This is a genomic window from Candidatus Edwardsbacteria bacterium (assembly GCA_031082425.1).
Taxonomy (GTDB): domain Bacteria; phylum Edwardsbacteria; class AC1; order AC1; family EtOH8; genus UBA2226.
This window is the reverse complement of record JAVHLB010000005.1, coordinates 229,827-252,136: the sequence shown is the minus strand read 5'-3', so window position 1 is coordinate 252,136 and position 22,310 is coordinate 229,827. Positions and strand designations below refer to the sequence as shown.

Annotated in this window: 22 protein-coding genes; all 22 read left to right on the top strand. The window is 57.3% G+C overall.

Annotated features, from left to right (window positions below; all coding sequences use genetic code 11):
* Positions 1-362 precede the first annotated feature (362 nt).
* Positions 363-1,682, top strand: a complete 1,320-nt coding sequence (locus tag RDU76_07165; GenBank protein MDQ7798706.1) for a cyclic 2,3-diphosphoglycerate synthase — start codon at positions 363-365, stop codon at positions 1,680-1,682.
* A gap of 245 nt (positions 1,683-1,927) precedes the next feature.
* Positions 1,928-2,875 (top strand): carbamate kinase, encoded by a 948-nt coding sequence (arcC, locus tag RDU76_07160; GenBank protein ID MDQ7798705.1) that lies wholly within the window; start codon positions 1,928-1,930, stop codon positions 2,873-2,875.
* A 39-nt stretch (positions 2,876-2,914) separates the two neighbouring features.
* Entirely contained in the window at positions 2,915-3,178 is a 264-nt protein-coding gene (locus RDU76_07155; GenBank protein MDQ7798704.1) for a 4Fe-4S binding protein, read from the top strand.
* Positions 3,175-4,311: a 2-oxoacid:acceptor oxidoreductase subunit alpha gene (locus tag RDU76_07150; protein MDQ7798703.1), complete on the top strand. Its 1,137-nt coding sequence runs from the start codon at positions 3,175-3,177 to the stop codon at positions 4,309-4,311. Before RDU76_07155 ends, RDU76_07150 begins: the two co-directional genes overlap by 4 nt.
* 2 nt (positions 4,312-4,313) lie before the next feature.
* Positions 4,314-5,129 (top strand): 2-oxoacid:ferredoxin oxidoreductase subunit beta, encoded by an 816-nt coding sequence (locus tag RDU76_07145; protein MDQ7798702.1) that lies wholly within the window; start codon positions 4,314-4,316, stop codon positions 5,127-5,129.
* A 154-nt stretch (positions 5,130-5,283) separates the two neighbouring features.
* Positions 5,284-5,826, top strand: a complete 543-nt coding sequence (locus RDU76_07140; GenBank protein ID MDQ7798701.1) for a 2-oxoacid:acceptor oxidoreductase family protein — start codon at positions 5,284-5,286, stop codon at positions 5,824-5,826.
* Positions 5,823-6,317: a nucleoside-diphosphate kinase gene (gene ndk, locus RDU76_07135; GenBank protein MDQ7798700.1), complete on the top strand. Its 495-nt coding sequence runs from the start codon at positions 5,823-5,825 to the stop codon at positions 6,315-6,317. The genes RDU76_07140 and ndk overlap by 4 nt, the downstream gene beginning before the upstream one ends.
* Positions 6,318-6,532: 215 nt before the next feature.
* Positions 6,533-7,846: an acetate kinase gene (locus tag RDU76_07130; GenBank protein MDQ7798699.1), complete on the top strand. Its 1,314-nt coding sequence runs from the start codon at positions 6,533-6,535 to the stop codon at positions 7,844-7,846.
* Positions 7,847-8,038: 192 nt separating this feature from the next.
* Positions 8,039-8,572, top strand: coding sequence for a DUF177 domain-containing protein (locus tag RDU76_07125; protein MDQ7798698.1), 534 nt, complete (start codon positions 8,039-8,041; stop codon positions 8,570-8,572).
* Positions 8,573-8,681: 109 nt separating this feature from the next.
* Positions 8,682-9,665: an AmmeMemoRadiSam system radical SAM enzyme gene (gene amrS, locus RDU76_07120; protein MDQ7798697.1), complete on the top strand. Its 984-nt coding sequence runs from the start codon at positions 8,682-8,684 to the stop codon at positions 9,663-9,665.
* A 16-nt stretch (positions 9,666-9,681) separates the two neighbouring features.
* Positions 9,682-9,951, top strand: a complete 270-nt coding sequence (locus RDU76_07115; GenBank protein ID MDQ7798696.1) for a DUF4321 domain-containing protein — start codon at positions 9,682-9,684, stop codon at positions 9,949-9,951.
* A 146-nt stretch (positions 9,952-10,097) separates the two neighbouring features.
* Positions 10,098-10,628, top strand: a complete 531-nt coding sequence (locus RDU76_07110; GenBank protein MDQ7798695.1) for an AAA family ATPase — start codon at positions 10,098-10,100, stop codon at positions 10,626-10,628.
* A gap of 100 nt (positions 10,629-10,728) precedes the next feature.
* Positions 10,729-12,126 (top strand): tRNA lysidine(34) synthetase TilS, encoded by a 1,398-nt coding sequence (gene tilS / locus RDU76_07105; GenBank protein ID MDQ7798694.1) that lies wholly within the window; start codon positions 10,729-10,731, stop codon positions 12,124-12,126.
* Positions 12,123-12,656: a hypoxanthine phosphoribosyltransferase gene (gene hpt / locus RDU76_07100; GenBank protein ID MDQ7798693.1), complete on the top strand. Its 534-nt coding sequence runs from the start codon at positions 12,123-12,125 to the stop codon at positions 12,654-12,656. The genes tilS and hpt overlap by 4 nt, the downstream gene beginning before the upstream one ends.
* Complete coding sequence (ftsH, locus tag RDU76_07095; GenBank protein MDQ7798692.1) at positions 12,657-14,609, top strand: ATP-dependent zinc metalloprotease FtsH; 1,953 nt, start codon at positions 12,657-12,659, stop codon at positions 14,607-14,609.
* The gene (gene folE, locus RDU76_07090; GenBank protein ID MDQ7798691.1) at positions 14,584-15,180 is read left to right on the top strand and encodes a GTP cyclohydrolase I FolE; all 597 of its coding nucleotides are present in this window, start codon (positions 14,584-14,586) and stop codon (positions 15,178-15,180) included. The genes ftsH and folE overlap by 26 nt, the downstream gene beginning before the upstream one ends.
* Before the next feature lie 218 nt (positions 15,181-15,398).
* Complete coding sequence (locus RDU76_07085; protein MDQ7798690.1) at positions 15,399-16,892, top strand: T9SS type A sorting domain-containing protein; 1,494 nt, start codon at positions 15,399-15,401, stop codon at positions 16,890-16,892.
* A 46-nt stretch (positions 16,893-16,938) separates the two neighbouring features.
* Positions 16,939-17,775, top strand: a complete 837-nt coding sequence (gene folP, locus RDU76_07080) for a dihydropteroate synthase (protein ID MDQ7798689.1) — start codon at positions 16,939-16,941, stop codon at positions 17,773-17,775.
* A gap of 109 nt (positions 17,776-17,884) precedes the next feature.
* Positions 17,885-18,727: a diadenylate cyclase CdaA gene (gene cdaA, locus RDU76_07075; protein MDQ7798688.1), complete on the top strand. Its 843-nt coding sequence runs from the start codon at positions 17,885-17,887 to the stop codon at positions 18,725-18,727.
* Positions 18,728-21,283 carry a DUF2723 domain-containing protein gene (locus RDU76_07070; protein MDQ7798687.1) on the top strand — a complete coding sequence of 852 codons (2,556 nt, stop codon included), beginning with the start codon at positions 18,728-18,730 and terminating at the stop codon, positions 21,281-21,283.
* The gene (gene hypA, locus RDU76_07065; protein MDQ7798686.1) at positions 21,283-21,627 is read left to right on the top strand and encodes a hydrogenase maturation nickel metallochaperone HypA; all 345 of its coding nucleotides are present in this window, start codon (positions 21,283-21,285) and stop codon (positions 21,625-21,627) included. Before RDU76_07070 ends, hypA begins: the two co-directional genes overlap by 1 nt.
* Positions 21,628-21,638: 11 nt before the next feature.
* Complete coding sequence (hypB, locus tag RDU76_07060) at positions 21,639-22,310, top strand: hydrogenase nickel incorporation protein HypB (protein MDQ7798685.1); 672 nt, start codon at positions 21,639-21,641, stop codon at positions 22,308-22,310.

Sequence of the window (22,310 nt, the reverse complement as noted above, 5' to 3'; positions counted from 1 at the left end):
AGACTTTGTTTCCACCAGGAAGCTGATGATTGTCAGGTAAATATCTAATATCCACCAAGGGCCGCCCCAAAGGGGCGGCCCTTATTATTTGGCTTCTCAAGGGTTTAATTTGGCATGCCCTTTTATCCTTGACATAAGCCCGTATTGATGTTAAAATACAACTCTAATTTCATAAATGGAAATATTCCGTATGTTGTTATCGCGTAATTACATATTAGACTGGCTTAGGGAAGACCCCTTCGACTGAATATAAAGACATTTCGGGCATTTGCATCATCGCTGTATTTTGACTTTACTGCGTGGCATTGCCCTTTATTATTTTCACCGAAAACAAATGAATCAAATAGACAGGAGAACCGAAGATGTCCAAAAAAAGGATCCTGATCATGGGAGCCGCCGGGCGCGATTTCCATAATTTCAATACCTATTTCCGCAACAACCAGGATTACGAAGTGGTGGCCTTTACCGCCACCCAGATCCCCGATATAGCCGGACGCAAATATCCCGCGGCTCTGGCCGGAAAGCTTTACCCCAAGGGCATTCCCATCTACGACGAGAAGGAGCTCACCAAGCTGATCACCAAACTGAAGGTCGACCAGGTGGTATTTGCATACTCCGACGTGCCCTACGCCTACGTCATGGGCAAGGGGGCCGTGGTCAACGCCGCCGGGGCCGATTTCATGATGCTGGGCCCCAAGGATACCATGATCAAGTCCACCAAGCCGGTTATTTCCATCTGCGCGGTGCGCACCGGCAGCGGCAAGAGCCAGACCACCCGCCGGGTGATCGAGATCCTGATGGCCATGGGCAAGAAGGTGGTGGCCATCCGCCATCCCATGCCCTACGGCGACCTGGTCAAGCAGAAGGTCCAGCGCTTTGCCACGGTCCAGGACCTGGCCAAGCACAAATGCACCATCGAGGAGATGGAGGAGTACGAACCTCACGTGGTGCGCGGCAATGTCATCTACGCCGGGGTGGACTACGAGGCCATTTTGCGCCAGGCCGAGAAGGAGGCCGATGTCATCGTCTGGGACGGCGGAAACAACGACTTCTCGTTCTACAAGTCCGACCTGGAGATAGTGGTGGTGGATCCCCACCGCCCGGGACATGAGCTGTCATACTATCCCGGCGAGGTCAACCTGCGCCGGGCCGATGTCATCGTCATCAACAAGGAGGACAGCGCCAGGAAAGAGGACATCAAGATCGTCAAAGCCAATATCAAAACGGCCAATCCCCGGGCCCTGGTGATCGACGCCGATTCCCCGGTAACGGTGGAACAGCCCCAGAGTCTTAAAGGGAAGAGGGTGCTGGTGATCGAAGACGGCCCGACCCTGACCCACGGAGAGATGAAATACGGTGCCGGGGTGGTGGCGGCCAAGAAGCACGGGGTGGCCAAGATGATAGATCCCCGTCCCTATGCGGTGGGCACCATTGCCGACACCTTCAAGAAATATCCCGGCATCGGGGTGCTGCTTCCGGCCATGGGATATTCCGCCAAGCAGATCAGCGACCTCCAGGCCACCATCAACCGGACGCCCTGCGACATGTATGTGGTGGGAACGCCCATCGACCTGCGCCGCCTGGTCAAGTTCCCCAAGCCGGCGGTACGGGTGGGCTATGACCTGAAGGAGACCTCCCATCCCGACCTGGCTGCGGCCATCAAAAAGGTCATCAAAAAATAAAAACCTTAACCATTGCAACGGCCTCATTACTCTGCACAAGGGGATATTTCCCCCTGTTGCAGAGAGTGGGGTCTTTGCCGTGATATCAACCAAGATCAGGATAAACCGGAACTTTTACCACAGAGAGCACCAAGGGCTCAAAGAATCTATATTATTTCTTTGTGTGCTTAGCGGGCTTTGTGGTTAATAAAAAGACTGTGCACACTGCAAGAACTTAATTTATAGGTTCCTAAAAAGAGAAATGTATGCCAAACAATAAAACCGCGGTGGTGGCCCTGGGCGGGAATGCCATCGGCGCCACCGGCAAGGAAGACATTCACCAGCAGTTCTCCAATACCAGGCAGGCGGTGCAGGCCATCACCGAACTGGTCAAGGAAGGCTACAACCTGGCCATTTCCCACGGCAACGGCCCCCAGGTGGGCAATGCCCTGCTACGGGTGGAGCGCACCTTCCCCGACGGCATCCCGGCCCTTCCTTTGGGTGTCATTGTGGCCGACACCGAGGGCGGGATGGGTTACATGATAGAGCAGTCCCTTCAGAATAATCTGATAAGGGAGAAGATCGACCGTGACGTGGTTACCATGGTCACTCAGGTGGTGGTGGATAAGGATGATCCCTCGATATTGGATCCTTCCAAACCAATAGGTTCCTATTATAAGCAGGACGAAGTTGAAGCTTTGCTTAAACGCGGCTGGGTGGTCAAAGAAGACGCCGGACGGGGCTACCGCCGCTTCGTGCCGTCCCCCATTCCCCGCTCCATAGTCAACCGCCGGACCATCAAGCAACTGGTTCATTCCGGGACCATCGTCATCGCCGCCGGGGGCGGAGGGGTGCCGGTATATGCCAAGACCGAAGGAGGCTATGAGGGGGTGGATGCGGTGATAGACAAGGACCGGGCCTCGGCGGTCCTGGCCCGCGATATTCAGGCCGAGACCCTCTTGATACTGACCTCGGTGGGGAAAGTGTCGCTAAATTACAAGAAACCCGGCCAGAAGGATCTGGACAAGATCACGTTGAGCGAGGCCAAGGGATACCTGGCCGCAGGGCATTTCGCCGCCGGCAGCATGGGCCCCAAGATCGAGGCCGCCATCCAATTTTTGGAGTACGGGGGAAGACAAGTTATTATCACTTCCCTGGAAAAGGCAGCCGAAGCCCTAAAAGGCAAAGCCGGTACATTGCTTGGTGTTAAGTGAATCGGATAAATCAAAACATTAAATATATTGGGAGACCTTATGGCCAAAAATACCGATGTGATGGAGGCCAGGCTTGCCATCGAGGAGGATTTTAAAAAGGGCTACGATCTGCCGGTGTATGTCTACAAGCCCTGGTGCAAATCCTGCGAGATCTGTGTGGCTTTCTGTCCCAAGAATGTCCTGGAGATGGGCGAGGACCGCAAGCCGGTAGTGGCCCGTCCCGACGACTGTATCTTCTGCAGGCAGTGTGAAATAAGATGCCCGGACCTGGCCATCTTCCTGACCAGGGAGAAGAAGAAATGAACAAAGATATAAGATTACTACAGGGCAACGAAGCCTGCGCCTTGGGCGCCATCTATGCCGGTTGCGATTTCTTCGGGGGCTATCCCATAACCCCCTCCACCGAGATCGCCGAGGACATGGCATTGATGCTGCCGAAAAAAGGCGGCAAGTTCATCCAGATGGAGGACGAGATCGCGGGCATCGGCACCATCCTGGGGGCCGCCGCCGCCGGGGCCAAGGCCATGACCGCCACCTCCGGCCCGGGATTCTCGCTGATGATGGAGCTGCTGGGATACGGCTGCATGGCCGAGATCCCCTGCGTCATCGTCAACGTCCAGCGGGGCGGGCCTTCCACCGGGCTGCCCACCAAGGGGGCCCAGGCCGACATGATGCAGGCCCGCTGGGGCACCCACGGCGACCACCCCACCATCGCGCTCTGCCCCTCATCGGTGGAGGAATCCTTCAAGCTCACCGTCAAGGCCTTCAACCTGGCCGAGAAATTCCGGATGCCGGTGATCCTCCTTTTGGATGAATTCATCGGGCACATGCGGGAGAAGATGGAGGTGCCGGCTCCCGGCCAGCTGGCGGTATACACCCATCCCCAGCCGACCGTCAGCCCGGCCGAATACACCCATTACGGCGATGGCAGCAGCGTGGGCGGGCCGTACGCCTCCATGGGCAGCGGCTACCGCTTCAACATCACCGGCCTGACCCACGACCCGCATGGCTTTCCCACCGGCCGGGCCGACGAGATCCAGTGGAAGATGGACCGCCTGAAGGAGAAGATCGAGGGCCACCGGCCCGAGCTGCTGGAAGTGGACCAGGAATTCATGGATGACGCCGAGATCGCGGTATTCGCCTACGGCGGGGCGGCCCGCAGCGCCCAGCAGGCCATCAGGGAGGCCCGGGCCAAAGGGATCAAAGCCGGGCTGGTCAGGCCCACCACCATCTGGCCCTTCCCGGACCAGGCCCTGGAAGAGGTCCTGCGCCGGGTCAAGACCATGATCGTGGCCGAGATCAGCCAGGGGCAGCTACTGGGCGAGATCCAGCGCCTTAACCAGACCCACACCAGGGTGGTCCCTGTCCAGCGCTACGACGGCGAGATGCTGACCCCCAACGAAGTGCTGAACGCCATTGCGGAGGTGTCGAAATGAGAATGCACCCGTCATACGAAATGCTCCGCCCCGGCAAAAAGTTCCCTCATGTCTGGTGTCCGGGCTGCGGCCACGGCATCGTCCAGGGGGCCATCATCCGGGCGGTTCAGAAGCTGGGCTGGTCCCGGGACGAGATGGTGATGGTCTCCGGCATCGGATGCTCCTCCCGGATGCCGGTGTACGTGGATTTCAACAGCCTGCACACCGCCCACGGCCGGGCCCTGGCCTTTGCCACCGGGGTCAAGCTCCACAACCCCAAACTGCATGTGATCGTGATCACCGGGGACGGCGACGCCCTGGCCATCGGCGGCAACCACTTCATCCATGCCTGCCGCCGCAACGCCGACCTGACCGTGATCCTGATGAACAACAACATCTACGGGATGACCGGCGGGCAGTACTCGCCCACCACCCCCATCGGCAAGCGGGCCTCCACCGCGCCCTACGGCACGGCCGAGCGGGATTTCGATCCCTGCGCCCTGGCCAAGGCGGCCGGCGCGGCCTTCACCGCCCGGGGAGTGGCCTACAACGCCCTGGAGCTGGAAAAGCTGATCGAGACCGCCCTGACCAGGAAGGGCTTTTCGCTGGTGGAGGCCATCAGCCCCTGTCCCACCCTCTATGGCCGGCTGAACAAGGAGGGCAACGCGGTCAAGATGCTGCAGTGGCAGAAGGCCAATACCATCAATATCAAGGCCGCCGAAAAACTTCCGGTGGAGCAGACGGCCGGCAAGATCATCACCGGGATCTTCCACGATCAGGAGACCGTTCCCTACACCGAGATCTACGACCGGATCATACACAAGGCCCAGGGGAAGTAGGGAACAGGGAACAGATGCCAGGGATCAGAGGGTAAGGGTACGGGGACCGGGCCCCAATCAATGTAAGGGCAGTTCATCCAACTGCGTTCCTTCTGACAAACTACGTCGGACGCGTGAATTGCCACAACTGTGATCTAATACGAGGATAGGATAGATGAAAGAAAGATACGAGATCAGATTATCCGGGTCCGGCGGCCAGGGGATGATAACCGCCGGGATCATCCTGGCCGAGGCGGCCGGGGTGCACGACGGCAAGAACGTGGTCCAGTCCCAGAGCTACGGCCCGGAGGCCAGGGGCGGGGCCAGCAAGGCCGAGGTGATAATCTCCGACAAGCAGATATTCTACCCCAAGGCCACCGCCATCGACATCCTGCTGGCCATGACCCAGGAGGCCTGGGATAAATACAGCAGCGACCTCAACCCCGACGCCGTGGCCATCGTGGATTCCTGGTACGTCAAGAATGCCGACAAGCCCGGAGTGATCAGCCTGCCCCTGAGCCTGAAGGCCCGCGAGGAGGTGGGGCTGGAGATCATCGCCAACGTCATCGCCCTGGCGGCCATCGCCCAGATCACCGGGGTGGTCAGCCGGGAGGCTTTGGAGAAATCTTTGCTTTCCCGCATTCCCAAGGGAACCGAGGAAAAGAATAAGAAAGCTCTGGAGATAGGGTTCCAGCTGGGAAAGGAAGCAAAAAAATGACCGGGCAGCAGCATCCCAAAGGGCCGCCGGAGCGGACCCTGATGATCATCAAGCCCGATGCGGTGGAGCGGGGGCTGATCGGAGAGATACTGCACCGGGTGGAGCTGGACGGATTCCAGATCATAGCCATGAAGATGATCAAGATGACCGAGTCCCAGGCCAAGGGTTTCTACCGGATGCACCGCAAAAAAAACTTCTACAAGGCCCTGGTGAAGTTCATGACCTCGGATCCCAGCGTGTTGTGCGTGCTGGAAAGGGAGAACGCCATAACCAATCTGCGCCAGCTGGTGGGCAGCACCAACCCGGATGAGGCCGCCTTCGGCACCATTCGCCATGACTATGCCACGGCCACCCGCTTCAACTGCGTCCATGCCTCCGATTCGCCGGAATCGGCCAAACGCGAGGTGCATTTCTTCTTCCGGGAAAGCGCCATGGTAAGGATCCACCGCCGGATCAAAAGGATCTACAGCATGCCGTTCGCCAGGAGATGAACTGACAAAGAGGATGACTGCTGTCAGGAGGTTTAAAAGTTGAAAAGGTTTCAGAGGTTCAACGGCTTGGTATTAAGCCATGAATAAAATCTGACCTTATAAGCAGGCATTATTATCTTGCAGGCCGGAATTGCCATGGCTGTCGCGGCCCGGATCTTTTTTTGTTAACAAAAACCTTTAAATATATTTCATGAGGTGTACCAGTGTCCAACGACATCATAGTGCTGTCGCTCAATTGCGGGAGCTCGTCGGTCAAGTACCAGCTTTACAACTATAGCCAGAAAGAGATCATGGCCAAGGGCCTGGTGGAGAGGGTGTCCACCGAGAGCTCCTTCATCATCCACGAGGTGCCCCATCGGGAGCCCCACAAAGCGGAGAGATCCTGCCCCAATCACGAAGTGGCCATCCAGCTGATACTGGACACCCTGCTGCACGAGAACCATCCGGTCATCTCCGACATCAAGGAGATCACCGCGGTGGGCCACCGGGTGGTGCACGGCGGCGAGAAATTCGCCAAATCCACCCTGATCAACGAGGAGGTGATAAAAACCTTCGAGGACCTGTCCGCACTGGCCCCGCTGCACAACCCCCCCAATGTGCTGGGCATCCGGGCCGCCCAGGCTTTGATGCCCACCATCCCCCATGTGGCGGTGATGGACACCGCCTTCCACCAGACCATGCCCAAGACATCATATATCTACCCGGTGCCGTACGAGTGGTACGAGAAGTACGGGGTCCGGCGCTACGGGTTCCACGGCACCTCCCATCTCTACGTGGCCCGCCGGGCGGCGGTGATGCTGGGTAAGAGCCCCTTCGAGGTCAATCTGATCACCTGCCACATCGGCAACGGGGTCAGCCTGGCCGCCATCCGGAACGGCTGTTCCTACGACACCAGCCTGGGCCTGACCACCATGGAGGGCCTGGTGATGGGCACCCGCAGCGGCGACGTGGACCCCGGCCTGATGCCCTTCATCTGCAACAAGGAGAAGCTGACCACCCGGGAGGTGGAGTCCATCTACCTCAAGAAAAGCGGGGTGCTGGGCATCTCCGGGAAATACATCGACCGCCGGGACATCGAGAAGGCCATGGACGAGGGCGACGAACGGGCCAAACTGGCCTTCGAGATCGAGGCCTACAAATTGCGCAAGTACATCGGATCCTACTATGCCGCGCTGGGGCATCTGGATGCCATCGTCTTCACCGGCGGGGTGGGGGAGATGGGGCCGCGGCTCAGGGCCCAGGCGGTCTCCGGACTGGACGAGATGGGGATCGTGCTGGACCAGGAGAGGAACACCACGGCCAAAAACCGCAATCACGAGTTTGTGATCTCGTCCGACAGCTCCCGGGTCAAGCTGTTCGTCATTCCCACCGACGAGGAACTGGTTTTCACCGAGGACGTGGTGGCCATCATCGAACGGCGCTACGACGTGCACACCAATTTCAAATATTCCTTCCAGGATCCCGGCTACCGGAACAACATGCGGGACGAGGCTTACCAATGGGCCCTGGATAAGAAGCAGCAGAAATAGTCCCCCGGGTTATCCTTGCCACAAAGGCACCAAGACGCAAAGATTTTCACCCACTTGTCATTCACGCGTTTCATTACATTCAGCAAAACTCTGGCGGAAATCCAGGTTACTGCACTCAACCGACCCGAGAGGGAATCCATTTTTAAACTCATGCGATCAATCATCAAGGCGATATAATCTAATGGGCACCAAGTGAAGATCAGGGTCAAGGAATTACGGGAGGGGTTCAATCCCTACCGGGTGGAGAGAAAGGGGAGCATCGGAGACCCTCCGGAGTTCGCCGATCTTTCGGGCGACCTGGTCATCGAGAAGTGCGGCAGCACCCTGAGGGTCAAGGGGGCTTTGACTTTCACCGCTCTCCAGGAATGTTCCCGCTGCCTGAACGATTTCCGGTGCTCCGTCAGCCAGCCCCTGGAGCTTTTCTACCGCACCGGAAAATTAGAGGATGCGCTGGTGGGGAAGGAGGCGGAGCTTACTTCCGACGACCTGAACGTGATAGCCTACAGGGGCAACGAGATCGACCTGTGGCCCGACCTCAGGGAGGCCATGGTACTGGCCCTGCCCATGAAGCCGCTCTGCTCGGAGGACTGCCGGGGCATCTGCCCGACCTGCGGAAAGGATCTCAACAACGGGGAATGCCGGTGCGGCAAGCGATCCATGGACCCCCGCTGGGAGGGCCTGCTTATGCTGGAGGAGAAAAAGCCGGCCGGGAAAAAGAAAAAGTGACCCCATCCCAAGGTTTAAACCACCAAGGGCACAAAGATCACAAAGGTTTTCAGGATATTAGACTTTAGCATTTTGCCGGCTCCACCCACGTTACGGCGGGAATATAAAAATGGAAGCAAAGTATTATAAAAAGACCGGTGGCGATGTTGTGCAGTGTCTGCTGTGCCCCCACCTGTGCCGGATAGCGCCGGGGAAGGCCGGGCTATGCCGGGTCAGGCGAAATTCGGACGGGATCCTGGAGGCCTTAAGTTACGGCCAAGTGGTGGCGCTGGCTATGGATCCCATCGAGAAAAAACCGCTGTTTCATTTTCATCCGGGAAAACAGATACTTTCCACCGGACCCAACGGCTGCAACCTGGACTGCCAGTTCTGCCAGAATTGGGAGATCTCCCAGCAGGAGGTGCCGACAGAATATGTCGAACCGCAAAAGCTGGTGGATCTGGCTGCCAAGTCTAATTCCATCGGCCTTGCCTATACCTATACCGAGCCGTTCATCTGGTTCGAATACCTGCTGGATGCCTGCCGGCTGGCGCATGAAAAGGGTCTGGTCAACGTGCTGGTGACCAACGGAACGGTCAACCGGGAACCGCTGGAGGAGTTGCTGCCCCTGATAGACGCCATGAACATCGATCTTAAGTCGATGGATGCCGGCTTCTACAAAAAGACCTGCCGGGGCGATCTGCAAACCGTGCTCGATACCATCATGACGGCGCACGGAGGATGTCACATCGAGCTGACAAACCTGGTCATTCCGGGACTCAATGATTCCGACCAGAATTTTGACGACCTGGTAAATTTCGTGAAAAGCGTGGATCCGCTGGTCCCCCTGCATCTATCGCGATGCTTTCCGCAGTATAAGACCAAGATAGAGCCCACGCCGGAAAGCACGCTGATAAGATTCTACGATCGGGCTTTGGCCGATCTCAAATACGTCTATCTGGGAAACGTCAGCCTGCCGGGGAAAGAGGATACCCTCTGTCCCCAGTGCGGTAAGGTGCTGATAGAACGCCGGGGATACCGGACGGCGATAACCGGAATAAAGAATAAGAACTGCCAAAATTGCGGCAGGAAGGCCGATATCGTCGGCCTTTGAAGGAGAGGGGTGAATTATGGCCTTAAAGAGAAGAGGGGTGGGTTTCTTTCTGCTGATACTGCTGGGCGGGGCGTTGTTGGGCAGCGCCCTGGGCGACCTGGTGGGATATCTGCTGCCCAGCGGCGTGGTGCACGACTTTTTCACCAAGGCGGTGACCCCGGGGGTGAACCCGCCGGTGACCATCAATCTGTTGGTGATGACCTTGACCTTGGGCTTTACCTTCAAGCTGAACATCATCGCCCTGCTGGGGGTGATACTGATGGCCTACCTGCTGAAGTGGTTTTAAATTTATTGGAACGCAAACCACCCAGGCACCAAGATACTTATTTTTCGGGTATCAATTCATGATCTGCATTTTAGGGACATGGTGCGCCATGTCCCTCCAGTATTTAAGGGATCATCCAATAGGTTGATAAAAATGAAGGCAAATAAATGGACCTGATATTCATCTACGGACCGCCGGCATCGGGGAAGTTGACCGTCGCCAAAAAACTGGCAAAGTTGACGGGCTATAAGATATTTCACAATCACCTGACCTTCGATTCCATTGCTCCGATCTTCGATTTCGGCACCCCGGCTTTTGCCGAAACAGCCACGGCAATGCGATTCAAGATATTCGAAACAGCCTGTAAATACAGCCTTAAAGGCATGATATTTACTTATTGCTATGATCATCCGCAGGATGATAAATTCGTCAAGCAGACCATACGGGTGGTTGCCAAGAACGGCGGGCGGGTCCGATTCGTTCAGCTTTATTGCGGCAGGGAAGAGCTGTTCAAAAGAGTGGGGGCGGCCTCCCGCCGGAAACATGGGAAGATCAAGTCCACCGCTAAATTGAAGTTAGTCCTGAGGCAATGGGACCTATTCACGCCGATGCCCTATGGAAATAGTTTGAAACTCGACAATACCAGGTTATCTCCGTTAAAAGCGGCCCAGATGATCAGGGATCATTATAAACTTTAGCTTAAAAAGATGCTTGCATCCCGGCTTGGCTCCCAGGCCGGGTATTTTGTTTTCATTTATCCTTGCCAGAACAGGTCTTATATGTTATCATTCATGGCAAATGCATAAGAATTTACTGGTAAATAAAATGCGGGAGTTCATCGTTTCCCGCCGGCTGATAAAGCCCAGGGAAAGGGTACTGGTGGCCCTTTCCGGCGGGCCGGATTCGGTCTTTTTGCTGCATGCTTTGCTGGACCTGCGGGAAGATCTGAAGATCACTTTATTGGCCGGGCATTTAAACCATCGCCTGAGGGGTGCGGAGTCTGATAAGGACGAGGCATTCGTCAAGGTCCTGGCCAAAAAAGAGGGAGTCAAGCTCTTCTCCGCCCAGCGCGATGTGGCCGGATACGCCAAGAGACATAAGCTTTCCATCGAGACCGCGGCACGGGAACTAAGGCGGGAATTCCTTATAAAAACTGCTGATAGGTACGACTGCCAAAAGATCGCCACCGGCCACAACCTCAACGACCAGGCCGAGACGGTGCTGATGCACATCATCCGGGGCTCCGGCCTGACCGGACTCAAAGGGATCCCGGCGGCCAACGGAAAATTCATCCGGCCCATGCTGGGCATCGGCCGGGAGGAGATCCTGGAATATCTTCGGGTCAACAAGATCGAGTGGCGGGAGGACAGCAGCAATAAAAGCCCGGAATATTCCCGCAACAAGATCCGCCTGACCCTGATCCCGCAGTTGAAAGAATACAACCCGCAGATAGCCCAATCATTATCCCATCTGGCCGAGTCCGCGGGGTCCGATCTGGAACTGGTCGACCAATTGGCTGAGCAGGCTTTCAGGCAGACGGCCAAAATCCATAAGGCCAAAATTAATATTGACTTATCATTGTTTAATAGTTATAATAAAGGTTTACAACGGAATGTTTTGAGGCTGGCGGTTCTACATCTTGCCCGGCAAGGGGTTGCCCCCAGCTTTGAAGCTGTCGAGAATTGCATTCATCTGATGGCCGGCCGAGTGGGCAGCCGGTGGGAGGTATTGCCGGGAATCTGGTGCATCACCGGATATAAGACCGCCGAGATCGTCATCCCTCCGACCAAGGCCGTGGTTAAAAATGACGCAGCCGTTAAAAAGCTGGCGGTACCGGGAAAAACGATCTTCAACCGGCATCTGATCATTTCGAAAATCATCGGATCCCATGCCTGGGGAAAGATCCTGACCCGAAGCGCCGATACCGCCTATTACGACTGGGACAGGCTGAAAGAGATTGATCTCACGGTGGGGAAGCGCCGGCCGGGAGACGCCATGGTTCCCTTCGGGTCGTCGCACAGGAAGAAGACCAAGGAGATCTTCATAGAGGCCAAAGTGCCCCGGGCCAAACGCGATCTCTGGCCGGTGATCAGGTGCGGGGACCAGATAATCTGGCTGGCCGGATTGAAACGCTCCAACCATGCGCCGGTAAACCGGGAGACCAAAAACATCCTGAAGCTGGAATTTGTATCATGATCCGCAACGGGGCAAAAAATATCCTCATCTCCCGGGAGCAGATCCAGCAAAGGATCCTCGAGCTGGGGCGGGAGATCTCACGGGATTACCCCGATAAAAACCCGGTGTTGGTGGGTGTCCTTCGGGGCTCTTTCGTCTTTCTGGCCGACCTGATAAGGGCCGTCACCATCCCCCTGGAGGTGGATTTCATCTCGGTGGCCAGCTACGGCAGCCAAAAAAACTCCAGCGGGGTGGTGCGCCTGCTGCAGGATCTGAACACCAACATCAAGGGGCGCGACGTCATCCTGGTGGAGGACATCGTGGACAGCGGGATCACCCTGTCCTATCTGATCGACAACCTCAAGACCAGGGATCCCGCCAGCCTGGTGATCTGCGCCCTGCTGGACAAGAAGGAGCGGCGCCAGAAGGAGCCGGGCATTTTAAAATACGTCGGGTTCACCATACCCGACAAGTTCGTCATCGGTTACGGCCTGGACCATGCTCAGCAATACCGTAACCTGCCATATGTAAGCTGGGTCGAGGAGGAATAGATGGCCAATCCCGTCAAACCAAACAGGAACAAACGGATGAACAAGCTGCCGCCGGCCCCCAACTGGAGGAGCGGCACCAGCACCCTGCTGTTCTGGGTGATCATCTTCATGCTGGGGATCACCCTGTACCAGCTGTTCTCCGGCGGCCGGGAGAAGCAGATGGATATCATCTACTCCCAGTTCCGCGAGGAGATCAACGCCGGGAACATAACCCAGGTCACCTTTTACGACCGGGAGGTCAAGGGAAAATTCAAGACCCCCAAGGTCAAGGTGGAGAGGTCCATCCGCAGCGAGTATCCCAAGTTCAAGACCTACCTGCCCATCGAGGATCCCGGGCTGATCGCCGAACTGGAGAGCCGGGGCATCCAGATCAAGGCCGAGAACACCGCGCCCAGCCCCATCCTGTCATTTCTGATGAACTGGGGATTCCTGATCGTCATCGGGGTGCTGTGGTTCGTCTTCATGCGCCAGATGCAGGGCGGCCAGAAGGGGGTCTTCTCCTTCGGCAAGAGCAAGGCCAAACTGCTTTCCGAGGACCGCATCAAGATAACCTTCAGCGATGTGGCCGGGGCCGACGAGGCCAAGGACGATCTGCAGGAGATAATCGGCTTCCTGAAGGAGCCCAAAAAATTCACCAAGCTGGGCGGCAAGATCCCGAAAGGGGCCCTGCTGCTGGGCCCTCCAGGGACCGGCAAGACCCTGCTGGCCAAGGCGGTGGCCGGTGAGGCCGGGGTGCCGTTCTTCTCCATCTCCGGCTCGGACTTCGTGGAGATGTTCGTGGGGGTGGGGGCGGCCCGGGTGCGGGACCTGTTCGAACAGGGCAAGCGCAGCGCCCCCTGCATCATCTTCATCGACGAGATCGACGCGGTGGGCCGCCACCGGGGGGCCGGGATCGGGGGCGGGCATGACGAGCGGGAGCAGACCCTGAACGCCCTGCTGGTGGAGATGGATGGTTTTGCCGGGAACGAGGGGGTGATCATCGTGGCCGCCACCAACCGTCCCGATGTGCTGGACCCGGCCCTGTTGCGGCCGGGGAGGTTCGACCGGGTGATAGTGGTGGACCGGCCGGATGTGGTGGGCCGGGAGGGCATCCTCAAGGTCCACACCAAGAACAAGCCGCTGTCCGAGGACGTCAACCTGAAAGTGCTGGCCCGCAGCACCCCGGGCTTTTCCGGGGCCGATATCGCCAACATGGTCAACGAGGCCGCCCTGCTGGCCGCCCGCCGGAACCGCGACAAGGTGTTCATGATAGATTTCGAGGAGGCCAAGGACAAGGTGATGATGGGCGCCGAGCGCCGCAGCATGGTGATCTCCGAGGATGAGAAGAAGATGACCTCCTATCACGAGGCCGGGCACACCCTGGTCAGCCGGCTGATACCCGGCACCGATCCCATCCACAAGGTGACCATCATCCCCCGGGGCCGGGCCCTGGGGGTCACGGTCTCCCTGCCCATAGACGAGAAGCACAACTACTCCCGCACCTGGTGCATCAACCAGATAACCACCATGCTGGGGGGAAGGGCGGCCGAACAGCTGGTGTTCGACGAGCTGTCCACCGGATCGGGCAACGACCTGGAGAAGGCCACCAATCTGGCCCGCAAGATGGTCTGCGAGTGGGGCATGAGCGACAAGCTGGGCCCGCTGACCTTCGGCCAGAAGGACGAGGAGGTCTTTCTGGGCCGGGACTACGGGCACATCAAGAATTACTCCGAGCAGACCTCGGAGCTGATCGACTCCGAGATCAGGTCGCTGGTGGAGGGGGCCAATAAAAAAGCCAAGGCCCTGTTAAAGGATAATGTCGAAAAACTCCACGCCCTGTCGCAGGCCCTGCTGGAGCGGGAATGCCTGGACGGCGAGGAGGTGGAGATGATAATCAAGGGCGAGCAGCTGCCGCCCAAAACGGAAAAGAACGATGAAAAGAAAAACAATGAAGCCCCCAAGGTCCAGTCCTAAGAAGGCAGGCGGCATCGACGGCCCGGCAATTGAAAAGGCTGTTCATCAATTACTGTTGGCGGTGGGCGAGGATCCGCAGCGCGAGGGGCTTAAAGAGACCCCCTGCCGGGTGGCCCGGATGTACCAGGAGATCCTGTCCGGCATGGCCGACGACCCCATCGACCAGTTGAAGGTGTATACCGCCAAGAACGAGGACGAGATGATCCTGGTCAAGGACATCACCTTCCATTCGCTGTGCGAGCACCACCTGCTGCCGTTCTTCGGCAAGGTACACATCGCCTATATCCCCCGCCGCAACAAGATCACCGGATTCTCCAGCCTGGTGAAGGTGGTGGAGGCCATGGCCAAAAGGCTGCAGCTGCAGGAGCGGCTGGCCGCCGACATCGCCGATCTGCTGATGAAGAAGCTGAAACCGCTGGGGGTGTTGGTGGTGGTGGAGGCCGAGCACCTGTGCCTGACCATGCGGGGGGTCAAGAAGCCCGGGTCTTCCGTGGTCACCTCAGCCATCCGGGGCGGGATGAAGCGGGAGTCCACCCGGCTGGAGGCGCTGTCGCTGATCAAGGGCCGGTAAGACTTCCTGTTAACCACATCAAGCATAAAATTCACATAAATATTTTCCCCATAGGTTCAAAAACCCCAAATTAAATTATGATTTGAATCCCTTTGTGTCTTTTGTGCATTTTGTGGTTGAATGGTTGTGAATAAAATCCGTGTCTTTTTTAAATCTATTTCCTGTAGTATTTGCCATATGGCAGATAAATATTCGGGATTAACAAACAAAGGAGAACCATGCCCAAAAAAATGTCCACCATGCTGATGATATCGATCGTATGTTGTTTCACGGCGGCAACTGCCATGGCCCAGCAGAAATTCACCGAATTTCCCATTGCTACCGGCGATGACAACACCTTTGGCGGCGGGGGCGCCTTTGACGGGACAAACTTTTTATTCGCGATAGTTGGTGATTCGATAAACCAATACAATATAACCGCCCAGTTTCTTTCGTCAGACGGCAATCTCTACGGCCCCAGAATTTCCATCGGCCAAACCGGCAGCGGACCATTGGTGGCGTTTGACGGAATAAATTATCTTATCGCCTGGACCGACAGTTTTCCCATGTTCGCCGGCGGAGATACCAACGGCACGGGCAATATATACGGTCAGTTCATAAGCACTTCGGGGAGCTTGGTGGGGACGACCTTTACCATTGCCAGCAGCGTAAATATAAAATTCGGGAAAGGGCGCGGAGGGCTGGCTTTTAATGATACGACTTATCTCCTGACTTATTTAAAGGGCGGCAATCATATAGATTATCTATACGGGCAGCGCATAAACAGATCGGGGAATCTGATAGGCAGTCCGATACAAATCAGCAGTAATTATGCGCGTGAACATGCCATCGCCTTTGACGGTATAAATTATCTGGTGGCATGGTGTGAGTGTGCGCACCCCGATGTTGATAACGATATCTTCGGCCAGTTTGTAAGCCCGTCGGGGACATTAGTTGGTGCTAATATTTTAATAGATGGTGGCCAATATGCAAGCGATAACCCGTTATCAATGGCTTTTGATGGTTCCAGGTATCTGGTGGCTTTCCATGAGCAAGCCAATACCATTGATAGCAGCGGGTGGAACATTCTGGGGCGTTTTGTGACCACTTCGGGAGCAATCCAGGACAGGTTCACGGTCTGCGATTCTACCGAGGGGGCAACAGGTCCTTCGGTGGCCTTCGACGGCGCAAACTATTTGATTGCCTGGATAAAAATGTCCGATATGGCATCCTGGCGGGTACAGGTGATGGGAAGGTTCTTCAATGCTTCGAGCGCTCCGCTTGGTACCGCGTTTTCGATTTTTGACACATTGGGCGGTAAAATCCCATTGGGCGGCGTGGCATATGTTGACGGCCAGTACCTGGCAAGTGCCACAAGAGTGGATACAAATTTTGCCGGGGGCGACATTTACGGGACCTTCATCCCAAAGTATAGCGGGGTGGAGGGGAAGCCGGGCAGCGATATGCTTAAAGTTGAAAGTTTAAAGTTGAAGACCGCCGGAAATATCGTCAGATACCAAGTTCCCCGATCGGGGGTGGTAAGTTTAAAGATTTTCAACCTGCTGGGGCAGGAAGTGCGGACACTGGCAAACGCGTTCAAAAGTTCCGGAGTTTACAGCTCACAGTGGAACACCTGTGATGCCAGTAACCGCAAGGTTTCCAGCGGGGTGTATCTTATTCGGTTAGAGTCAGAAGGACGGAGTGCGACGGCAAAAATGGTTGTAGTGAGGTGACACGCCCCCGGCCCCTCTTGAGATAGAGGGGAGATAAAAGCATAGTATGTTTTGGCAGTGCGGCAAATATAAACTCGACACCAGTCATAAAACCCTGGTGATGGGCATTCTCAACCTGACCCCGGATTCCTTTTCCGACGGCGGCAGGTTCAATTCGGTTGACAAGGCTCTGGCCCGGGCCATGGAGATGGCGGAGCAGGGGGCCGACATCATCGACATCGGCGGCGAGTCCACCCGGCCGGGGGCGGCCAAGGTCTCGGCCCCAGAGGAGATCGATCGGGTGGTGCCGGTCATCGAAGCGCTGGCAAAAAAAACCGACGTCCCCATCTCGATAGATACCTACAAATCGCAGGTGGCTCGAAAAGCGCTGGAGGCCGGGGCCTCCATGGTCAACGACATTTCAGGGCTGCGGTTTGATTCAGTGATGGCCAGCTTGTCAGCGGAGTTTAAAACCGGCCTGGTGCTGATGCACATCAAGGGCACGCCGGAGGATATGCAGCAGGACCCGCAGTATGGCGACCTGCTGGGCGAGATAAGATCATATCTAAAGAGTTCGATTCAGATAGCCCTGGATGCCGGAGTGGAGAGATCGGCCATCGCCATAGATCCCGGCATCGGATTTGGCAAGACGGTGGAGCACAATCTGAGCCTGATAAAGGATCTGGCATACTTCAAAGATATGGAATGTCCCATCCTTGTCGGAGTTTCCCGGAAATCTTTCATCGGAAAATTGAACAACGATATCCCGGCCACAGAGCGTCTGCCGGGCAGCCTGGCGGCGGCCGTACTGGCGGTGCAGAACGGGGCGGCCATCATCCGCTGTCACGACGTGGCCGAGACCAAACAGGCGCTGCGGGTGGCGCGGGCCATAACCACACCTTGATCCCACTTCGATGATCTGAAATAATCTGCATCGCTCAGTGCAGGCTCTCCTTGATCAAGGAGGGGACGGGTGAGGTCTAAAAACATCTTATTTATAAAAGAATATTTTAATGGATAAACTCTTTCCCACATTCCACCTCCCCGGGGTGCTGTCCTTCCTGACGGTGCGGCCGCTGGACATCCTGGACATCATCCTGGTGGCCTATATCATCTACCGGATCTTCCACCTGATGAAGGGCACCCGGGCGGTCCAGATCATGTTCGGCCTGCTGGTGCTGGTAGCCATCGCCATAGTGGCCCAGCTGTACCAATTGCCCGGCACCAGCTGGGTGATATCCAGCCTGAAGACGGTGTGGGTGGTGGCCTTCGTGATACTGTTCCAGCCGGAGATCCGCAACGCCATGACCCAGCTGGGGCGCAACCGCTTTCTGGGGATCTTTCTCAAGGGCGAGGTGCGGGCCATCGAGGAAGTGATCAAGGTCTGCCAGGCCCTGCTGGTCAGGGGCTATGGGGCCATCATCGTGCTGGAGAAGAACGACGGTTTGAAGAACTACACCGCCACCGGGGTGGAGCTGAACGCCCACCTCACCGAGCAGCTGCTGGTCTCCCTATTCGTGCCCGACGGACCGCTGCACGACGGGGCGGTGATCATCCGGGGGGAGACGGTGGTGGCCGCCGGCTGCACCCTGCCCATCACCAAGGACCAAAATTTCTCCGGGGAGCACGGAATGCGGCACCGGGCGGCGGTGGGCCTTTCCGAGGAGACCGACGCCGTGGCGGTGGTGGTCTCGGAGGAGAAGCAGTCCATCTCCATCGCCCGTTACGGTAAGCTGGTCGAACTGAAAAATATCCAGGAACTGAGGGAAAAACTCAACCGGGCCTTGCACACCAAGGCCGGCCCGGGCGAGATAAAAGAAAACACACCAGGTGACATAAATAGCAAGGAGAATTAGATGATCAAGGAAACCAAGACCAGGCTGTGGATCGGGCTGGGGATATTTTTGACCGCCTTCATAGTCTACCTGAGGACCATGGCCCCCACCGCCTCCTTCTGGGACTGCGGGGAGTTTATCACCGTCTCCCAGATCCTGGGCATTCCGCATCCGCCGGGCTATCCGCTGTACGCCATCGTGGGCCGGGTGACCATTATGCTGCTGCCGTTCTTCAAGGAGATAGCCTTCCGGGTGAATCTGCTGTCGCCGCTGTTCTCGGCCCTGACCATCGCCATCGTCTACCTGCTGACCGTCAAACTGATCGTGGTCTGGAAGGGCCAGCCCAAGGACCGGCTGGATGAGGTGATAATCCACCTGGCCGGCGCATCGGCCGCCCTGTTCCTGGCTTTCTGTCCCACCTGGTGGGACAATTCCATAGAGACCGAGGTCTACGGCATCGCCATGTTCATGATGTCCATGACGGTGTGGCTGGCCCTGCGGTGGCGGGACCAGATCGGGAGAGTGGGCAACCGCAAGATGTTGCTGCTGATCGTCTACCTGTTCACCCTGGGCATCGCCGGGCACATGTCCACCTTGCTGGCGGCCGGGCCGATATTCCTGTTCATCCTGCTGGTGGACTGGCGGGCCCTGGTGGACTGGAAATTCCTGGGCTGGGCGGCCGGGCTGATATTCGTCGGGATCACCATAAATTACTATCTGCTGCTGAGGGCCAACCTGGACCCGGCCCTCAACATGTGCAATCCCCGCAACTGGGATTCCCTGATGTACGTGCTGCAGAGGAAGCAGTACGAGCCGTTCAATTTCTTCACCCGGCGAGAGGATTTCATGTACCAGTTCGGCCACATGTTCCTGCGCTATTTCAGCTGGCAGTTCTCCCCCATAATCAGGCCCGGCGTATCCGCCCTGCACAGCGCTCCCGCCCTGTGGCTTTCCTCGCTGCCCATGGTGTTGGGGGTGTTCGGGGCGGTATACCACCTGCTCGAAAAGGAGGAGAAAAAGTTCGGGATCACCGCGGCGGTTTTGCTGCTGGTGGGTGTCCTGGTGGCCCTGTTCACCAACAGTCCGATGGCGACCATGCTGATAGCCCTGGGGGTGGTGGCCGGGTTCTTCCATGTCTACAAACGACGGGACAAGAGCTTCGCCATCGTCGGCCCGGCCTTCATCATCACCAGCCTGGGGCTGGTGGTCTACCTGAACATGGCCAATCCCCAGCCCCGGGAGCGGGATTACATCTTCGCCCCGGCCTACCTGTTCTTCGCGGTCTGGATAGGGATGGGCGGCTGGCGCCTGATGCAGTACGCCAAGGAGATGCTTAAGGAGAGATCGGCCAAATGGGCCAGGCTGGCGCCCATCGCCCTGGGAGCGATCTTTATTCTGATAGCGCTGTTCAATGTCAAGCAGTATCATTTTGAGAAGAACCGCTCGGATAACTGGATCCCCAACGATTACGGCTACAACATCCTGCAGTCGGCCCTGCCGGGCGGCATCGTGTTCACCAACGGCGACAACGACACCTACCCGGTGTGGTTCATGCAGGAGACCAACGGCATCCGCCAGGATGTCCGGATAGTCAACCTGTCGCTGGCCAACACCGACTGGTATCTCAAGCAGGCCATCCGCCACGGCGTCCCGCTGGACCTCTCCGAGTATCAGATAGACCAGCTGGCCGGCCGGGGCTATATCACCGAGGACCGACAGATCTTCAAGCTGTCCGACATCGCCATCAGGTTCATCATCGCCTCCAATGCCGGGAAGAAACTTTCCTTCCAGCAGATACTGGCCCCGGCCGACAGCTTCGCCCAGCTGGTGTTCGATAAGAACTATGCCGAGAAATATCCGGTCTACTTCGCGGTCACCGTCTCCGATGACAACCTGGCCGGCCTGCAGAAGCACCTGTCGTTCGAGGGCCTGCTGTACCGGGTGACGCCCGGGGTCTCCAACAAGCAGGTCAACCTGGAGCTGACCCAGAAGAACATCACCCAGGTCTACCGTTACCGGGGCATCACCGATCCCGATATCTTCAAGGATGACAACACCCAAAGGCTGCTGGGCAACTACGCGGTGGCCTACTGGCAGCTGGGGATGGCCATGCGGAAGCAGGCCGAGGCCGAGCGGGCCGCCAAGAGGGAGGACCGCTATCGGGAATGGATGATGAAGTCCATCGAACAGTTCCAGCAGGCTTACAACATCCTGCCCAACGAACCGGCCAGTTACAACTGGCTGGGGGTGGCCTATGCCGAACTGGGGGACTACGCCAAGGCCTCCGAATGGCTGCACAAGCTGGTGGATAAGGACCCGGCCAACCCCTACGCCAAGATGCAGATCGGCGGCGTTTTCCAGCAGGGCCGGATGTACGACTCGGCCGAATATTACTACCAGCAGACCCTGCTGCAGGACCCCAACCTGGCCGAGGCCTACGGCCGGCTGTATCAGCTGTACATGGAACAGAAAAAGTACGATAAGGCGGCCTCCATCCTGCAGGACTGGCTGCGCAAGAATCCCAACGATCCGGTGGCCGGCAGGATGCTGAGCGATCTGCGGCAAAGAATGCGCTGATGCACGAACTGGCCATCACCCAGAGCCTGGTCAAGATCGCCCTGTCCAAGGCCCAGGAGGCCGGCGCCCTGCGGATAAGGAAGATCAACCTGAAGATCGGCCGCCTGACCGGGTACGTGCCGGAGGCGGTGGAGATGAACTTTGAGATGATGGTCCCCGGCACCAGGGCCGAAGGGGCGGTGCTGGACATCCAATGGATTCCCATCAGGTGCCGCTGCCGGGACTGCGGGGCCGAGTACCAATCGGACCAGCTGGACCTCACCTGCCCCCGATGCGGCATCTTAAGCGGCCAGATAATCGACGGCCGGGAGATGTTCATCGACAGCATCGAAATCGATAATTGAATTCACCGCATATGACCGAGATCAAGATCCTGAAAAATATCCTGGACCAGAACCGCCACCGGGCGGATGAGAACCGGGCAGTGTTCCAAAAACACGGCATCCTGGCGCTTAATTTCATCGCCTCGCCCGGGGCCGGCAAGACCACCCTGCTGGAGAAGACCATCTCCGGTCTGAAGGGCAGACTGGGGTTTGCGGTGATCGAGGGCGATATCACCGGCGACTACGACGCCCGGCGGCTGGCGGCCCTGGGCATTCCGGTGGTGCAGATAAACACCGAGGGCGGCTGCCACCTGGATGCCGGGATGGTGCACCGGGCCTTTCAGGATTTTCAGCTTGATAAGACGGATATCCTGGCGGTGGAGAACGTGGGCAACCTGGTCTGTCCGGCCGAATTCGACCTGGGCGAGGCTTTTAAGGTGGTGGTGCTCTCGGTGCCGGAGGGCGACGACAAGCCGGCCAAATATCCCCTGATCTTCTCCGAGGCCGGGGCGGTGATTTTTTCCAAGATTGACCTGCTGGAAGCGGTGAACTTCGATCTAGAGAAGGCCCGGGCCGACGTCCGGAGGATAAACCGGGAGGCTCCCATCTTCAAACTGTCGGCCGCCACCGGGCAGGGCATGGCGGAATGGGTGGACTGGCTGGCCGCCAGGGCCGCTGAACAGGGGAAATCCAAAACGGGATGA

Excerpts from the sequence above, each read along its gene's own strand:
- RDU76_07165 (MDQ7798706.1), top strand. The coding sequence starts at position 363 with ATGTCCAAAAAAAGGATCCTGATCATGGGAGCCGCCGGGCGCGATTTC.
- arcC (MDQ7798705.1), top strand. The coding sequence starts at position 1,928 with ATGCCAAACAATAAAACCGCGGTGGTGGCCCTGGGCGGGAATGCCATC.
- RDU76_07155 (MDQ7798704.1), top strand. The coding sequence starts at position 2,915 with ATGGCCAAAAATACCGATGTGATGGAGGCCAGGCTTGCCATCGAGGAG.
- RDU76_07150 (MDQ7798703.1), top strand. The coding sequence starts at position 3,175 with ATGAACAAAGATATAAGATTACTACAGGGCAACGAAGCCTGCGCCTTG.
- RDU76_07145 (MDQ7798702.1), top strand. The coding sequence starts at position 4,314 with ATGCACCCGTCATACGAAATGCTCCGCCCCGGCAAAAAGTTCCCTCAT.
- RDU76_07140 (MDQ7798701.1), top strand. The coding sequence starts at position 5,284 with ATGAAAGAAAGATACGAGATCAGATTATCCGGGTCCGGCGGCCAGGGG.
- ndk (MDQ7798700.1), top strand. The coding sequence starts at position 5,823 with ATGACCGGGCAGCAGCATCCCAAAGGGCCGCCGGAGCGGACCCTGATG.
- amrS (MDQ7798697.1), top strand. The coding sequence starts at position 8,682 with ATGGAAGCAAAGTATTATAAAAAGACCGGTGGCGATGTTGTGCAGTGT.
- RDU76_07115 (MDQ7798696.1), top strand. The coding sequence starts at position 9,682 with ATGGCCTTAAAGAGAAGAGGGGTGGGTTTCTTTCTGCTGATACTGCTG.
- RDU76_07110 (MDQ7798695.1), top strand. The coding sequence starts at position 10,098 with ATGGACCTGATATTCATCTACGGACCGCCGGCATCGGGGAAGTTGACC.
- tilS (MDQ7798694.1), top strand. The coding sequence starts at position 10,729 with ATGCATAAGAATTTACTGGTAAATAAAATGCGGGAGTTCATCGTTTCC.
- hpt (MDQ7798693.1), top strand. The coding sequence starts at position 12,123 with ATGATCCGCAACGGGGCAAAAAATATCCTCATCTCCCGGGAGCAGATC.
- ftsH (MDQ7798692.1), top strand. The coding sequence starts at position 12,657 with ATGGCCAATCCCGTCAAACCAAACAGGAACAAACGGATGAACAAGCTG.
- folE (MDQ7798691.1), top strand. The coding sequence starts at position 14,584 with ATGAAGCCCCCAAGGTCCAGTCCTAAGAAGGCAGGCGGCATCGACGGC.
- RDU76_07085 (MDQ7798690.1), top strand. The coding sequence starts at position 15,399 with ATGCCCAAAAAAATGTCCACCATGCTGATGATATCGATCGTATGTTGT.
- folP (MDQ7798689.1), top strand. The coding sequence starts at position 16,939 with ATGTTTTGGCAGTGCGGCAAATATAAACTCGACACCAGTCATAAAACC.
- cdaA (MDQ7798688.1), top strand. The coding sequence starts at position 17,885 with ATGGATAAACTCTTTCCCACATTCCACCTCCCCGGGGTGCTGTCCTTC.
- RDU76_07070 (MDQ7798687.1), top strand. The coding sequence starts at position 18,728 with ATGATCAAGGAAACCAAGACCAGGCTGTGGATCGGGCTGGGGATATTT.
- hypA (MDQ7798686.1), top strand. The coding sequence starts at position 21,283 with ATGCACGAACTGGCCATCACCCAGAGCCTGGTCAAGATCGCCCTGTCC.
- hypB (MDQ7798685.1), top strand. The coding sequence starts at position 21,639 with ATGACCGAGATCAAGATCCTGAAAAATATCCTGGACCAGAACCGCCAC.